Source organism: Pseudomonas sp. 51_B, from assembly GCF_017491595.1.
GTDB lineage: Bacteria > Pseudomonadota > Gammaproteobacteria > Pseudomonadales > Pseudomonadaceae > Aquipseudomonas > Aquipseudomonas promysalinigenes.
Genome location: NZ_JAFGYW010000016.1, coordinates 20739 through 36141, shown reverse-complemented (window position 1 = coordinate 36141; position 15403 = coordinate 20739). Strand labels below are relative to the sequence as shown.

Below are 15403 nucleotides of genomic sequence, written 5' to 3'. Positions count from 1 at the left end.
CTGCGGCAAGAAAAAGCGAGCAATGGCAGGCCTGATCTTGCCGCGTGCAGCTGGCAGCGTTAGGCGTCGAGCAGGATCGAGGTGCCGGTCATTTCAGCCGGTTTTTCCAGGCCCAGCAGCTTCAGCATGGTCGGCGCCACGTCGGCCAGTACGCCGCCTTCGCGGACCTTGACCTTGCGTTTGCCGACATAGATGAACGGCACCGGCTCACTGGTGTGCGCGGTGTGGGCCTGGCCTGTGCAGGCGTCTTCCATCTGTTCGACGTTGCCGTGGTCGGCGGTGATCAGGGCCTCGCCACCGACCTTCTCCAGCGCCTGAACGATGCGCCCGACACAGGTGTCCAGGGCTTCGACAGCCTTGACTGCAGCGTCGAAGACACCGGTGTGGCCGACCATGTCGCCGTTGGCATAGTTGGCCACGATCACGTCGAAACGCTGCTGCTCGATGGCTTCGACGATGCGGTCGGTCACTTCAGGCGCATTCATCTGCGGCTGCAGGTCGTAGGTGGCAACCTTCGGCGACGGGATCAGGATGCGCTCTTCGCCCTCGAATGGCTCTTCGCGGCCGCCGGAGAAGAAGAATGTAACGTGCGCGTACTTCTCGGTTTCGGCGATACGCAGCTGAGTCTTGCCGTTTTTCGCCAGGTACTCACCCAGCACGTTGTCCAGGCTGGACGGTGCAAAGGCGGCCGGAGCGGCAATTTTGGCCGAGTACTGAGTCAGGCCGATGTAGGCGGCCATCTTTGGCAGACGCGCCCGTGGGAACTCGTTGAAGTCCGGTTCGACGAAGGCACGCGACAGCTCACGAGCACGGTCGGCGCGGAAGTTCATGAAGATCACCGCATCGCCGTCTTCGACCTTGACCGGTGCGCCGATGCGCGTGGCCTTGACGAATTCATCGTTCTCCTCGCGGGCGTAGGCCGCTTCCAGGCCTGCCAATGCGGTGTCGGCGCTGTAGTCGGCCACGCTGTCGACGATCAGGTTGTAGGCCGCGCTAACGCGGTCCCAGCGGTTGTCCCGGTCCATCGCGAAGTAACGGCCGATCAGGCTGGCGATGCGGCCCTTGCCGAGCTTGGCGAAAGTCGCGTCGAGCAGTTCGATCGACGACTGCGCGCTGCGTGGCGGGGTATCGCGGCCGTCGAGGAAGGCGTGCAGGTAGATGTTCTCGGCGCCACGCTGGGCGGCCAGTTCGGCCATGGCGACCAGGTGGTCCTGGTGGCTGTGCACGCCACCGTCGGACAGCAGGCCGAGGATATGCACGGCCTTGCCGGCGCCGACTGCCTTGTCCACCGCGCCACTTAGCACGGGGTTTTCGAAGAATTCGCCATCGCGGATAGCCTTGGTCACGCGGGTGAAGTCCTGATAGACGACGCGCCCGGCGCCGAGGTTCATGTGGCCGACTTCAGAGTTGCCCATTTGCCCATCTGGCAAGCCGACATCCATCCCGGAGCCGGAAATCAGGCCATGCGGCTGGGTGGCGCGCAGACGGTCGTAGACCGGGGTGTTGGCGGCGTAAATGGCGTTGAATTCGTGGCTTTCGCTATGGCCGAATCCATCCAGGATGATCAGGACCAGGGGTTTGGGCGTGCTCGTCATCAATCAAACTCACGGTTGTTCAAAGATGATAAAGACACGCATTTTAGGGCAAATGCGCCATCTGCGGCGAATAATCGTCCTGCCACCCGACCGGCGCAGGCCTGCAGCAACATGAACCTACCTTTACCACCGGCCCATCGGGCTTTGGTGGCACAGGGGGGCTGTGTATACTGGCCGGCATTTTCAATCGCCTGGAACACCGCTGATGGTTGCTCACCTGATTCAATTCGCGACAGATCACTACATCCTGGTGGCGATCTTCGTGATTCTGCTGGTTGCCTTGCTCGTCAACGAACTGCGCCGTGGTGGCCAGAGCCTGAGCAATGGCCAACTGACCGCGCTGGTCAATGCCGAGCAGGCACTGGTCATCGACATTCGCCCGTCCAAGGAGTACTCGGCCGGCCACATCGTCGGTGCACTGAACATTCCACAGGACAAAGTTGCCAGCCGCATGACCGAGCTGGAAAAACACAAGGCCAAGACCCTGATCGTCGTCGACGCGATGGGCCAGCAGTCCGGCGCGGTCTGCGGCGAGCTGATCAAGGCTGGTTTCACCGCCGCCAAGCTCAGCGGTGGCGTTTCCAGCTGGAAAGCCGATAACCTGCCCTTGGTGAAGTGATATGAAGCCTGTCATCGTCTATTCCAGCGACTATTGCCCCTACTGCATGCGCGCCAAGCACCTGCTCCAGAGCAAGGGCGTGGCCTTCGAGGAAATCAAGGTCGACGGCAAGCCGCAGGTGCGTGCCGAAATGAGCCAGAAGGCGGGCCGTACCTCCGTGCCGCAGATCTGGATCGGCAGTACCCACGTCGGTGGATGCGATGACCTTTACGCCCTGGAGCGCGCCGGCAAGCTCGACGCGCTGCTGGCGCCCTGACTTGCCCTGCATTCAAAACCATTAGGATAAGGATCTGCCATGACTGACCAACAGACCAACGGCGCTGCTGCAGAAGACAACAGCCCGCAGTTCTCCATGCAGCGTATCTACGTGCGTGACCTGTCGTTCGAAGCCCCGAAAAGCCCGCAGATCTTCCGTCAGGCCTGGGAGCCGAGCGTTGCCCTGGACCTGAACACCAAACAGAAGGCCCTTGAGGGTGACTTCCACGAGGTGGTGCTGACCCTTTCGGTTACCGTGAAGAACGGTGACGAAGTCGCATTCATCGCTGAGGTTCAGCAGGCCGGTATCTTCCTGATCAAGAACCTCGACGCTTCGTCGATGAGCCACACCCTCGGCGCGTTCTGCCCGAACATCCTGTTCCCGTACGCCCGTGAAACCCTGGACAGCCTGGTGACCCGCGGCTCGTTCCCGGCCCTGATGCTGTCGCCGGTCAACTTCGACGCCCTGTACGCTCAAGAGCTGCAGCGCATGCAGGAAACTGGCGAAACGCCTACCGTGCAATAATTCTGCCGGTATCGAAAAAGCGCTCCTCGGAGCGCTTTTTTAATGCCTGTGCCGACCTGTTCGCGGGCTAACGGTCAGCTCCCGGCAAACCCATTCTGCCGCCAGGCTTCATAGACGGTCACCGCCACGGTATTGGACAGGTTAAGGCTCCGGCACCCTGGCCGCATCGGCAGGCGCAAGCGCTGTTGCGCTGGCAGGCTATCCAGGACTTCTGCGGGCAGGCCTCGGCTCTCAGGCCCGAACAAAAATGCATCCCCTGGCTGATAAGCCACCTCATCGAAAGGGTGCGAACCCTTGGTGGTGAAGGCGAACAGGCGCGGGTTGCCCAGGCTTTCCAGGCATTGAGCCAGGCTCTGGTGGCGTTTGAGCGTGGCATACTCGTGGTAGTCCAGCCCTGCCCGGCGCAGGCGCTTGTCGTCGAGTTCGAAGCTGATTGGCTCGATCAGATGCAGGGCACAACCGCTGTTGGCGCACAGGCGGATGATGTTGCCGGTATTGGGCGGAATTTCTGGTTGAAAAAGGATGACGTGAAACATGCACGGCTCCAAACGTGAAGATGACGAGCATTCTACCCTCGAACCGGACCTGCGTTCGAAGGCCTGGCCGCGGATGCTGCTTTCCCTGGCGCTGTTTGGCGTGCTGGTGGGCCTGATGATCGGGCGCCTGACGGCCCCGGATGAGCGTGTACTGGAGCAGGTCGAGGTGGTACAGGGTGGCCTGGACCTGTGGTTCAACGAAGCCCCCAAGCTGCATGGCGAAAATGTCGAGGGCACCGTGGCTGTGCTGTTCGAGGCCCAAGGCAAGGCTCAGCGCGGTCAGCTGGACTTGCAGGGTAAGCCGGTGGGCTGGCGTTTGCAGGACAGCGACAAGGGGCTGTTACTGACACTGATTGCCGCGCGCCCCCTGCACGGTGAATGGGCCGGTGCAGAGGACGCTGGGCGTTGGCGGGTGCAGGTGAGGCTGCGCGAATAAAAGAGGGGATTCCCGGCCTGCCTGTACCGAGGTCCCCAAAGGGGGCTACTGCGTATTAAAGAGGGGATGGCCCGGCCTGCCTGTACCGAGGTCCCCGAAAACGGCTACTGCGAATAAAAGAGGGGTCACCCGGCCTGCCTGTACCAGGGCCCCCGAAACTGGGTATGTACCTACCATTGCAGGTGGCGTGCCAGTTTTGCAAAACCCGTGATTACTGGGCCTTGAGGGCAATTTGGCCGTTTTTACAGGGGGTTTGTGCCTTGGTGAGGTGCATCGGGCACAGCAACGGTGCATCACAGGGCAAAAACGTCTAAGGCCGCGAAGGGGCCTTAGTGAGTTCACGGACGAAGCACTGGGTCAGTGGTCGTCACCTTCTTCGTCATCCCCGCCATCTACATTCATCCCCAACTCTTTGATCTTGCGGGTCAAGGTATTGCGGCCCCAACCCAGCAGCAGTGCCGCATCGCGACGGCGCCCGGCGGTGTGCTTGAGTGCGGTCTCGATCATGATGCGCTCAAAGCTGGGCACTGCGCTGTCGAGCAAGTTCGACTGGCCGCGGGCCAAGGCTTGGTCGGCCCACTGGCGCAGGGCTTGTTCCCAGTTGGTCACCGGCGCAGCATCCTGCGGCAGGTTCAACAGCTCCGGCGGCAGGTCGCCAATCAGCACTTCGCGGCTGGAGGCCATCACGGTGATCCAGCGGCAGGTGTTTTCCAACTGACGCACGTTGCCCGGCCATGGCAAGTTGCGGATGAACTCTTCGGTTTCTGGCTTGAGCAGTTTCGGCTCGACCGCCAGCTCCTGTGCGGCACGGCCCAGGAAATGACGGGCCAGTGCCGGGATGTCCTCGCGGCGGTCTGCCAGGCGGGGGATATGGATGCGGATCACATTGAGGCGGTGGAACAAGTCTTCGCGGAACTTGCCAGCGGTTACCAGTGATTCCAGGTTCTGGTGGGTTGCGGCGATGATTCGCACGTCGACCTTCACCGGCACATGCCCGCCCACGCGATAGAACTCGCCATCGGCCAGCACTCGCAGCAAGCGGGTTTGGGTGTCGGCCAGCATGTCACCGATTTCGTCGAGGAACAGCGTGCCGCCGTCGGCTTGCTCGAAGCGCCCGCGACGCAGGTTGGCCGCGCCGGTGAATGCGCCTTTTTCATGGCCGAACAGCTCAGACTCCATCAAGTCCTTCGGAATGGCCGCCATGTTCAGAGCAATGAACGGCGATGCGGCACGTGGGCTGTGGCGGTGCAGGGCGTGCGCCACCAGCTCTTTACCCGTACCGGATTCGCCGTTGATCAGTACGGTGATGTTGGAGTGGCTCAGGCGACCGATGGCTCTGAACACCTCCTGCATGGCCGGCGCTTCGCCGATGATTTCCGGGGTGCGAGCCAGCGTTGGGGGTACATCCAGGCCTTGCTGTTCCTGAGCGTGCTGATTGGCGCGCTTGACCAAAGACACCGCTTCGTCGACGTCGAATGGCTTGGGCAGGTATTCGAAGGCGCCGCCCTGATAGGACGCCACAGCGCTGTCCAGGTCGGAATGGGCGGTCATGATGATGACCGGCAGCCGGGGGTGTTGTTCGCGAATCTGCGCCAGCAGGTCGAGGCCGCTGGCGCCGGGCATGCGAATGTCAGAGATGATCACATCCGGTTGCTGGCGAGCCAGGCGGCCCATCACACCATCGGCGCTGTCGAAGCTCTGGGTGGTCATGCCTTCCTGTTGCAGGGCTTTTTCCAGGACCCAGCGGATGGAGCGATCATCATCGACGATCCATACGGTTTCACTTCGGCTCATGAGGCGTTGGCTCCTTGTTCCAAGGGCAGGAAGATCGAGAAGGCGGTGTGCCCTGCGTGGCTTTCGCACTCGATCAGGCCCTGGTGCTGGCTAATGATGTTCTGGGTAATGGCCAAGCCGAGGCCGGTGCCGTCCGGGCGCCCGCTGACCATGGGATAGAAAAGCGTGTCTTGCAGTTCCGAGGGGATACCCGGGCCGTTGTCGATGATCTCGATCCGCGCCGCCAGGCGATGGCGCACGTGGCCGATGGTGAACTGACGCACGGCGCGGCTGCGCAGGGTGATGCGGCCCAGGCGCAGCTCGTTCTGCGAACTGATCGCCTGCATGGCGTTACGCACGATGTTCAGGACTGCCTGGATCATCTGTTCACGATCGATCAGCACATCCGGCAGGCTTGGGTCATAGTCGCGCACCAAAGTGATGCAGCCCTGGCTTTCGGCATCGACCAGGCTGCAGACCCGTTCGAGCACTTCGTGAATGTTGGTCATTGCCAGGGACGGCAGCTTGTTCGAGCCAAGCATGCGGTCGACCAGGTTGCGCAGACGGTCGGCCTCTTCGATGATCACGTTGGTGTAGTCGCGCAGCCCCTCTTCGGGTAGCTCGCGAGCGAGTAATTGCGCGGCGCCGCGGATGCCGCCAAGCGGGTTCTTGATCTCGTGAGCCAGGCCCCGCACCAGCATCTTGGTGGTTTCCTGCTTGCTCAGCTGGGCCTCTTCCTTGGTAATTCGCAACAGGCGGTCGCGCGGGTGGACCTCCAGCAGCAGCAAGGTATTGCCTTGGTGCAGGATGGGCGTCACGGCGTAGTCCACAGTGATGGTCTGCCCGGTCAATGACGTCAGCTGCGCTTCACGCTTGGTGAACGGGTGCGCGTGCTCCACCGCCTGGCGCAATGAGTTGAGCGCTTCGGTCGATTCGGTGAACAGTTCGCTGATGAACTGCCCATGGCTGCGCTGGCCGCTGACTGCAAGTAGCATTTCTGCGGCCGGGTTCATGTACTCCAGGCGCAGTTCCGCATTGAGCAGGAGCGTGGCGGTGGTCAGGTTGTCCAGAAGCAGACGGTGCTGTGCATCGCTGATGGTCATAAGGCGTCGTCGACCTCTTTTGGCACTTGTCGGGCAGGCTGCGGCCATTGGCCGGGCGCGCGGTGGAACCGCTGATGCCAGTCTCTGCCCAAGAAACTGCAAGAAACAAACCAAGGCTCCGAAAAGAAGCGGAATTTACTGATAACGGCCTGAATATGCGCATATTCGGACCAGAATGCCCTGATAAATCGATTCCGGTGAACCGTTTTGGGGTACAAACCGGCTCACTCGCAGATTTCATGCACCAATATAGAGCATGGGTGGTTCAGTGTGTGTCGCACAGCCGGCCAGTTGCGCGGATCAGAGCCTGCTGAGTCAGATGGTCCACAGGGCGGCCGGCCACGGCATTGGCTAACTCAACGGCGCAGTTTTGCGGTTTGCCCCTGTCGAAGTCGGCCAGTTGCCTGAGCAAGGCGCTCTGTAGCTGGTCCAGTTGAGGGCGGATTTGCCGTTGCAGGTCGCTGCGCGGCTCGTCTGGTGCTGCGCCCACGCGTTGCCAGTGGAAAAGCAGTGTGTACTGCACCAGTTTGTTTGCCTCGATCTGGTCAGCGAAGAACGCCTCGGCGCGCTCCGCAGCCAGGCCATATTCAGCTGCGGCCGCCCGCACATTGGCCACTACTTGCCGTTCACGGGTGCTGGCCTGAACAGGTTGGCCGTTGTCCCACTTGTGCAAGGCGACCGCTTGCGCCAAACCCAGGCGACGCTCGATGGTTTCAAGCAGTGGGCCGAAGGCGGGGTGGTTTGGTTCTGATGCCGCGCAGCCGGTGAGAACAAGGCTGGCGGTTGCCACAAGCAGGGGTGTACGCATGCTGAACCTCCTTTGAATGAAGGTTCGAGTGTGCAGAAGCTAGGCTGGGCTGCGGGTAGGAGCCTTCCGAAGTTTCTGAAGGCAGAAACAGAAACGGCCTCCCGAGGGAGGCCGTGTCGATTAGCTTATCGACGCCAGGCGCCGATCAGATCAGCAGCTGTAGTACAGCTCGTATTCCAGCGGGTGCACGAAGGTACGGACCTTGATTTCTTCTTCGCTCTTCAGCTCGATGAACGCATCGATGAAGTCGTCGGAGAACACGCCGCCCTTGGTCAGGAACGCACGGCCTTTATCCAGTTCTTCCAGAGCCTCTTTCAGGCTACCGCACACTTGCGGGATGTCCTTGGCTTCTTCTGGTGGCAGGTCGTACAGGTTCTTGTCGGCAGCATCGCCTGGGTGAATCTTGTTCTGGATGCCATCCAAGCCAGCCATCAGCAGGGCAGCGAAGGCCAGGTATGGGTTAGCCGATGGGTCCGGGAAGCGTGCTTCGATACGGCGGGCTTTCGGGCTGCCGACGTAAGGAATGCGGATCGAGGCGGAACGGTTGCGAGCCGAGTAGGCCAGCATTACCGGGGCTTCGAAGCCTGGAACCAGACGCTTGTAGGAGTTGGTCGATGGGTTGGTGAAGCCGTTCAGGGCCTTACCGTGCTTGATGATACCGCCGATGAAGTACAGAGCGGTTTCCGAAAGGCCGGCATAGCCTTCACCGGCGAAGGTGTTCTTGCCTTCTTTCCAGATCGACATGTGTACGTGCATGCCCGAGCCGTTGTCACCGTACAGTGGCTTAGGCATGAAGGTAGCGGTACGGCCGTAAGCGTCGGCAACGTTGTGCACGACGTATTTCAGTGCCTGAACTTCGTCAGCTTTCTTCACCAGGGTGTTGAACTTGACGCCGATTTCGTTCTGGCCGGCAGTCGCCACTTCGTGGTGGTGAACTTCAACGGTCTGGCCCATTTCTTCCAGCGCGTTGCACATGGCAGTACGGATTTCGTGGTCGTGGTCGAACGGCGGAACTGGGAAGTAGCCGCCTTTGACGCCCGGACGGTGGCCTTTGTTGCCGCCTTCTACGTCAGCGCCGGTCATCCACGAGCCTTGCTCGGAGAAGATCTTGAACATCGAGCCGGAGATGTCCGACTGGAACTTCACTTCGTCGAAGATGAAGAATTCTGGCTCTGGGCCGGCGAATACGGTGTCACCGATGCCAGTGCTCTTGAGGTACTCTTCGGCGCGCTTGGCGATCGCACGTGGGTCGCGATCGTAGCCCTGCATGCTCGACGGGTCGACGATGTCGCAGGTGATGATCAGGGTCGGCTCTTCGGTGAACGGGTCCAGAACGGCGGTTTCATCGACCGGCATCAGGATCATGTCGGATGCTTCGATGCCTTTCCAGCCAGCGATGGAGGAACCGTCGAACATCTTGCCGACTTCGAAGAAGTCTTCGTCCAGGCCATCACGCGCCGGCATGGTCACGTGGTGCTGGGTGCCTTTGGTGTCCGTGAAACGCAGATCAATCCACTTGACGTCATGATCTTTGATGAGTTGAACCGACTTCGACATGTTGTCCTCCGGATGGTCTAGAGCGCGGTAGGCCGCCGCCCTGGAAAAAGGGTGTTGCTGGGCGCGGATAGTCGGCCAAGCGTACCTGCCTCACAAGGGAGCAAATTGCATGCCAGTGCCCGAAAATGGCGAGCGTGAGATAAAAAGGGGCGTTTGCGGGCATTTGGTGGCGGGCTCGCGGGTAATAGCGCACGGTTTTGATGCGTTTTTTGTTAGGTGTGCACTGTTGTGGTGCTCGGCGTCGGTTTTGTGGTGCGTTTGCGATTGAGCGCCGCCCGCGCGGCGCTCGATCTCACAGGCACCCTCAAAAACCGCCCCTTTCATCTATATCAAACCTTCTGATCAAAAGTTGCTCAAATCCTGAGCAATTTCCGCTATAATTCGCGCCCCTCATTTTCGGCAGGCCCTGCGCGCGCTGTTAACCAATGAAACTCATCGTCAAAGTCTTCCCAGAAATCACCATCAAAAGCCGGCCGGTGCGCAAGCGCTTCATCCGCCAGCTCGGCAAGAACATCCGCAACGTGCTCAAGGATCTGGATCCCGAGCTCGCGGTCGATGGTGTCTGGGACAATCTCGAAGTGGTCACCCGCGTCGAGGACGAGAAGGTTCAGCGCGAGATGATCGAGCGCCTGACCTGCACACCGGGTATCACCCACTTCCTGCAGGTAGAAGAATACCCGCTGGGTGATTTCGACGACATCGTCGCCAAGTGCAAGCACCACTTCGGCCATCTGCTGGCAGGCAAGCGTTTTGCCGTACGTTGCAAACGTGGCGGGCACCACGACTTCACCTCGATGGACGTCGATCGTTACGTCGGCAGCCAGCTGCGCCAGCAATGCGGCGCCGCCGGCATCGACCTGAAGGCGCCAGAGGTAATGGTGCGTATCGAAATTCGCAACCAGCGCCTGTACGTCATTCACAACCAGCACAACGGCATTGGCGGTTACCCGCTTGGCGCTCTTGAGCAGACGTTGGTACTGATGTCCGGTGGTTTCGACTCCACCGTGGCCGCCTACCAGATGATGCGCCGCGGCCTGATGACCCACTTCTGCTTCTTCAACCTTGGGGGCCGTGCCCACGAGTTGGGGGTAATGGAAGTTGCGCATTATCTGTGGAAAAAGTACGGCAGCAGCCAGCGGGTGCTGTTCATCAGCGTGCCGTTCGAAGAAGTGGTCGGCGAGATTCTCAACAAGGTCGACAACAGCTATATGGGCGTGACCCTCAAGCGCATGATGCTGCGCGGCGCCGCGCACATGGCCGAGCGCCTGCAGATCGATGCGCTGGTCACTGGGGAAGCGATTTCCCAGGTCTCCAGCCAGACGCTGCCGAACCTGTCGATCATCGACTCGGCCACCGACAAGCTGGTGCTGCGCCCATTGCTGGCCAGCCACAAGCAAGACATCATCGACCAGGCCACGCAAATCGGCACGGCCGACTTCGCCAAGCACATGCCCGAATACTGCGGCGTCATCTCGGTGAACCCGACCACCCATGCCAAGCGTCACCGCATGGAACATGAAGAAAAGCAGTTCGACATGGCCGTGCTGGAGCGTGCCTTGGAGCGCGCCAAGTTCATCTCCATCGACCATGTGATCGACGAGTTGGGCAAGGACATCGAAATCGAGGAAGTGGCCGAGGCGTTGCCGGGCCAGATCGTCATCGACATCCGTCACCCCGATGCCCAGGAAGACCAACCTCTGGTGCTGGACGGGGTCGATGTGCAGGCCATGCCGTTCTACGCGATCAACAGCAAGTTCAAGCATCTGGACCCTACACGCCAGTACTTGCTGTACTGCGACAAAGGTGTGATGAGCCGTTTGCACGCACACCACCTGCTCAGTGAGGGACATGCCAATGTGCGTGTTTATCGTCCGACATAAGACGCCAGGGCTGTATGGCGGCAGCATCCGCCATCGCCCTCCCGACCATCGGGCCCGCTGAGCCTCAAACTCTACATATTCGCCGCCTACACTGGCGGCAACCGAATCCTCTGATCGAGATACAGTTGTGATCGAAAATCTGCGTAACATCGCCATCATCGCCCACGTTGACCATGGTAAAACCACCCTGGTCGACAAACTCCTGCGTCAGTCCGGCACTCTGGAGCGTAACGAGCTCAACGACGAGCGCGTCATGGACTCCAACGACCAGGAAAAAGAGCGCGGTATTACCATTCTGGCGAAAAACACCGCCATCAACTGGAATGGCTACCACATCAACATCGTCGACACCCCCGGCCACGCCGACTTCGGTGGCGAGGTTGAGCGTGTAATGTCGATGGTCGACTCCGTGCTGCTGCTGGTCGATGCCCAAGACGGCCCAATGCCGCAAACCCGCTTCGTAACCAAGAAAGCGTTCGAAGCCGGCCTCAAGCCAATCGTCGTGATCAACAAGGTCGACCGTCCGGGTGCGCGCCCTGATTGGGTACTGGACCAGATCTTCGACCTGTTCGACAACCTCGGTGCCACCGACGAACAGCTGGACTTCAAAGTCGTCTACGCCTCGGCCCTGAACGGCATTGCCGGCCTGGACCACACCGCCATGGGCGAAGACATGACCGCCCTGTACCAGTCGATCGTCGACAACGTACCTGCGCCATCGGTTGACCGTGAAGGCCCGTTCCAGATGCAGATCTCCGCTCTGGACTACAACAGCTTCCTCGGCGTTATCGGCGTTGGCCGTATCGCCCGTGGTCGCGTCAAGCCGAACACGCCAGTGGTCGCCATCGACACCAATGGCAAGAAGCGTAACGGCCGTATTCTCAAGCTGATGGGCCACCACGGCCTGCACCGCGTCGACGTGGAAGAAGCCCAGGCTGGCGACATCGTCTGCATCAGCGGTTTCGACGAGCTGTTCATCTCCGACACCCTGTGCGCCCCAGATGCGGTCGAAGCGATGAAGCCGCTGACCGTTGACGAGCCAACCGTTTCGATGACCTTCCAGGTCAACGACTCGCCGTTCTGCGGTAAGGAAGGCAAGTTCGTCACCAGCCGTAACATCAAGGACCGTCTGGACAAGGAACTGCTGTACAACGTAGCTCTGCGCGTTCAGGAAACCGACTCCCCAGACAAGTTCAAGGTATCGGGCCGTGGTGAACTGCACCTGTCGGTACTGATCGAAACCATGCGCCGTGAAGGCTTCGAGATGGCCGTGGGCCGTCCTGAAGTGATCATCCGCGAAGTCGACGGCGTCAAGCAGGAGCCGTTCGAGAACGTCACCATCGACATCCCTGAAGAATCCCAGGGCAAGGTGATGGAAGAGATGGGCCTGCGTAAGGGCGACCTGACCAACATGGTTCCGGATGGCAAGGGCCGTGTCCGCCTGGAGTACAACATTCCAGCCCGTGGTCTGATCGGTTTCCGTAACCAGTTCCTGACCCTGACCAACGGTGCAGGCATCCTGACTTCGATCTTCGATCGCTACGACACCATGAAGTCGGGCCAGATGTCCGGCCGTCTGAACGGCGTTCTGGTTTCGGTCGAAACTGGCAAGGCGCTGACCTACTCGCTGGAAACTCTGCAGGCGCGTGGCAAGCTGTTCGTCGAACACGGCCAGGAGATCTACAACGGTCAGATCATCGGCCTGAACAGCCGCGACAACGACCTGGGCGTTAACCCGACCAAGGGCAAGAAGCTCGACAACATGCGTGCTTCGGGCAAAGACGAAGTCATCGCCCTGGTACCGCCAGTTCGCCACACCCTCGAGCAGGCTCTGGAGTTCATCCAGGACGACGAGCTGTGCGAAGTGACGCCGAAGTCGATCCGTCTGCGCAAGAAGATCCTGGACGAAGGCGAGCGTACCCGCGCTGCCAAGAAAGCCAAGAACTGAGTTAGCTCAGGCTGAATGAAAACGCCCCCGGTCGAAAGGCCGGGGGCGTTTTTGTTTTGAGGGTGCGCGGTTTTTGTAGCTGATGTCTCAAGGTTGTGTAGTTTGCATCTGCCAGTGCATTTTGCGACTTGTGGGCGCTTTTGGTCATGCCTAGCGTGGCGTGCATTTTCTTGGAGAGGAAGCATGACCATGAATTACCGCTTGGCAATGGCCATCCCCTGCCTGATGGTTGGCCTGCAGGCTTGCACCGGGCGCGAATGCGCCAATGCGCGACCGCAGGATGTCGTCCAGTGCCACATGGACAAGGTGCGCCAGGCACCCTTGGAAGCAGAACTGTTGGAACAGGCCTCCGAGCCTGGCTATGCATTGCGTCGTCTGCAGATGGTTTCGCAGGTGTGGGAGCCAGCCCCGGTGCTGGAGCCGCGCCGCTGGGTGCACAATGTCGAGCTGCACATTCCCGACAACGCAGTGCCTGGCAAAGCCTTGCTGGTGGTGAACAACGGCGTGCGGCACGGGCCGGCGCAAGTCCCCGACTATGCTCGAGAAGCGTTGCGCGAAATCGCCCTCAAGGCGCAGATGGCCGTGGTCATGATCAGCGATGTACCCAACCAGTACGTGACCTTTAGCGATGTCGACAAGCCATTGCGCGAAGATGACGCCGTGGCCCACACCTGGGCCCACTCATTGCGCGGGGCTGCGCCGGAACTGCCGCTGCATGTGCCGATGGCTGCGGCGGCGAGCCGGGCGATGGACTTGGCCCAGCAGGAACTGGGAAAGCAGGGCCTCACGGTGGAGCGTTTCATCATCACCGGTGCTTCCAAGCGCGGCTGGAGTGCGTGGCTGACGGCACTGGCCGATGAGCGCGTGATGGCCATCGTGCCCAGTGTGATCGACATCGCGGACGTTTCGGGAATGCTGAGCGGATTGCGCAAGCGTTATGGGGGGCACTGGCCTCTGGCGCTGGGTGCTTACCAGCAGGCCGGTGTTCTGCAGCAACTGGGCACCCCAGCATTCGAGCGGCTGATGATGATGATGGATCCGATGCAGTACCTGGGCGAGGAGGGGCAGCGGCTGGCCATTCCCAAATATCTGGTGTCCGCCAGCGGCGACGACTTCTTCGCACCTGACCCGGTCACTGATTATCAGCAGCGCCTACCTGGCGTGACCAGTTTGAGGGTGTTGCCTAACTCTGACCATGGTGGGGTGCGAAAAGCGGTGGTCAGCACCTTGGTGCCGCTTGTTACGCGCCTGCGCGATGGCAAGCCACTGCCTAGTGTGAAGGTGACAGCAAGCGGGCAGGCCGGGCAGATGTTGGTCGACTTTTCCGAACCGCCAGTGGCGGTGAAGGTATGGACGGCGAGCAACAGTCGGGACCGAGATTTCCGCTATGCCTGCGGGGTGCGTTACCTGTCCGAGACGCTCGCGCCCGAGCAACACTTCGTTCTGCAACGTACGGCGCCAGCTACTGGGTGGCAAGCGCAGTTCGTCGAAGCGAAGTTCGCTGATGGCTTCATCGCAACCAGCCCGGTCAGCGTATTGCCGCAGAGCTACCCCGAGCACCCTCCGATGGATCAGGGGGGGGCTTGCCGCAGCTTCCCCGCGTAGATCGCTTCAGAGGCTGGCGCTGTGGGGCGATGGCTGGTGCCGGTTCGCTGCCAGGGGTGCGGCAGCGCATCCGCCTGGCCTCAGGTGCCGGGGTGGGTTTATTTTGAGGTTGCGGGTAGGCCAGCGTGGGTTCGCCTCGGCATTTTCAGCGCCTGTGAGATCGAGCGCCGCACCACCACAACCAAGCCAATAGCGTCAGCGCCCAACCACCTTCGGCTTGTACGCACAATAACCCGGCCGCGGCCCAACCTTGGGGTGATTGCGGCAGGTGTCCGGGCGTTTGTCATAAATGGTGCAAAGCCGGCTTTTACGATCCAGATAGAGGCAATCGTCGTTGCTCATGCGGGTCAGGGTGAAGATCCCCGACTTCTGGTTGAAGCGCTCGATGATGCCGTCTTTCTGCAGGCGTTTGGCGATGTTCTTCGGCGGCTCGTCTTTCTCGAACTCATCCACTACGCCGATGCGGATCAGATCCTTGATCTTCACCTCTACCGGCAGGGTGCAGCACGTCGAATGGCAGCCATGGCACATATTGCTGGTGTAGCGCTGCCAAGTCTCCAGGCGGTCGACTTCGGCCGCGGCGATCAGGGTCGTTTTCATCGTTTTATAAGAGGTGAATCACGGTCTTGGGGCGCGCGATGATACCGGAGTTGTTCAAATTGTGAACAACCTTTTGCCGGATTTGGCAATCGGGCATGAAAACTGCGAACGTCATCTGTCACTCTGTGTCGAAGTGGCTAGTCTCAACACTCTCCCTGTGAT

At 60.4% G+C, this 15403-nt stretch carries 14 protein-coding genes; 7 read left to right on the top strand and 7 right to left on the bottom strand.

Annotation, left to right across the window (positions count from 1 at the left end):
• Positions 1-59: 59 nt before the first annotated feature.
• Positions 60-1595, bottom strand: a complete 1536-nt coding sequence (gene gpmI / locus J5M56_RS16940) for a 2,3-bisphosphoglycerate-independent phosphoglycerate mutase (protein ID WP_207937352.1) — start codon at positions 1593-1595, stop codon at positions 60-62.
• Positions 1596-1800: 205 nt separating this feature from the next.
• Here gpmI and J5M56_RS16935 point away from each other — a divergent pair, with 205 nt between their 5' ends.
• Genes J5M56_RS16935 through secB form a run of 3 tightly spaced genes read left to right on the top strand, consistent with a single transcriptional unit; the run spans position 1801 to position 2995 of the window.
• Entirely contained in the window at positions 1801-2214 is a 414-nt protein-coding gene (locus J5M56_RS16935) for a rhodanese-like domain-containing protein (protein WP_186476289.1), read from the top strand.
• Position 2215: 1 nt separating this feature from the next.
• On the top strand, positions 2216-2470 hold the full coding sequence (grxC, locus tag J5M56_RS16930) for a glutaredoxin 3 (RefSeq protein WP_060480434.1): 255 nt from the start codon (positions 2216-2218) through the stop codon (positions 2468-2470).
• Positions 2471-2509: 39 nt separating this feature from the next.
• Positions 2510-2995, top strand: a complete 486-nt coding sequence (gene secB, locus J5M56_RS16925; RefSeq protein WP_186476290.1) for a protein-export chaperone SecB — start codon at positions 2510-2512, stop codon at positions 2993-2995.
• A gap of 74 nt (positions 2996-3069) precedes the next feature.
• Here secB and trmL read toward each other — a convergent pair whose 3' ends face one another.
• The gene (trmL, locus tag J5M56_RS16920; protein ID WP_060480432.1) at positions 3070-3531 is read right to left on the bottom strand and encodes a tRNA (uridine(34)/cytosine(34)/5-carboxymethylaminomethyluridine(34)-2'-O)-methyltransferase TrmL; all 462 of its coding nucleotides are present in this window, start codon (positions 3529-3531) and stop codon (positions 3070-3072) included.
• Here trmL and J5M56_RS16915 point away from each other — a divergent pair.
• Complete coding sequence (locus J5M56_RS16915; protein WP_186476291.1) at positions 3530-3967, top strand: hypothetical protein; 438 nt, start codon at positions 3530-3532, stop codon at positions 3965-3967. The two genes, trmL and J5M56_RS16915, sit on opposite strands and share 2 nt — an antisense overlap.
• A gap of 357 nt (positions 3968-4324) precedes the next feature.
• On the opposite strand, the gene ntrC is transcribed toward J5M56_RS16915, so the two are convergent.
• The 4 genes from ntrC to glnA all read right to left on the bottom strand — a co-directional run bounded on the left by ntrC (position 4325) and on the right by glnA (position 9208).
• Positions 4325-5761: a nitrogen regulation protein NR(I) gene (gene ntrC / locus J5M56_RS16910; protein WP_207937351.1), complete on the bottom strand. Its 1437-nt coding sequence runs from the start codon at positions 5759-5761 to the stop codon at positions 4325-4327.
• The gene (gene glnL, locus J5M56_RS16905; protein ID WP_186476293.1) at positions 5758-6843 is read right to left on the bottom strand and encodes a nitrogen regulation protein NR(II); all 1086 of its coding nucleotides are present in this window, start codon (positions 6841-6843) and stop codon (positions 5758-5760) included. Before glnL ends, ntrC begins: the two co-directional genes overlap by 4 nt.
• Before the next feature lie 265 nt (positions 6844-7108).
• Positions 7109-7651: a chorismate mutase gene (locus J5M56_RS16900; protein WP_207937350.1), complete on the bottom strand. Its 543-nt coding sequence runs from the start codon at positions 7649-7651 to the stop codon at positions 7109-7111.
• Positions 7652-7801: 150 nt separating this feature from the next.
• Positions 7802-9208, bottom strand: coding sequence for a type I glutamate--ammonia ligase (gene glnA / locus J5M56_RS16895; RefSeq protein WP_060480427.1), 1407 nt, complete (start codon positions 9206-9208; stop codon positions 7802-7804).
• A 425-nt stretch (positions 9209-9633) separates the two neighbouring features.
• On the opposite strand from glnA, the gene thiI reads away from it, so the two are divergent.
• The 3 genes from thiI to J5M56_RS16880 all read left to right on the top strand — a co-directional run bounded on the left by thiI (position 9634) and on the right by J5M56_RS16880 (position 14641).
• Positions 9634-11088: a tRNA uracil 4-sulfurtransferase ThiI gene (thiI, locus tag J5M56_RS16890; protein ID WP_060480641.1), complete on the top strand. Its 1455-nt coding sequence runs from the start codon at positions 9634-9636 to the stop codon at positions 11086-11088.
• Between the two features lie 127 nt (positions 11089-11215).
• Positions 11216-13036 carry a translational GTPase TypA gene (gene typA, locus J5M56_RS16885; RefSeq protein WP_060480640.1) on the top strand — a complete coding sequence of 607 codons (1821 nt, stop codon included), beginning with the start codon at positions 11216-11218 and terminating at the stop codon, positions 13034-13036.
• A gap of 183 nt (positions 13037-13219) precedes the next feature.
• Positions 13220-14641, top strand: coding sequence for a PhoPQ-activated protein PqaA family protein (locus J5M56_RS16880; RefSeq protein ID WP_279381829.1), 1422 nt, complete (start codon positions 13220-13222; stop codon positions 14639-14641).
• Between the two features lie 195 nt (positions 14642-14836).
• Here the strand turns inward: J5M56_RS16880 and J5M56_RS16875 are convergent, their stop codons facing one another.
• Positions 14837-15241 carry a YkgJ family cysteine cluster protein gene (locus J5M56_RS16875; RefSeq protein ID WP_003259873.1) on the bottom strand — a complete coding sequence of 135 codons (405 nt, stop codon included), beginning with the start codon at positions 15239-15241 and terminating at the stop codon, positions 14837-14839.
• Positions 15242-15403 lie beyond the last annotated feature (162 nt).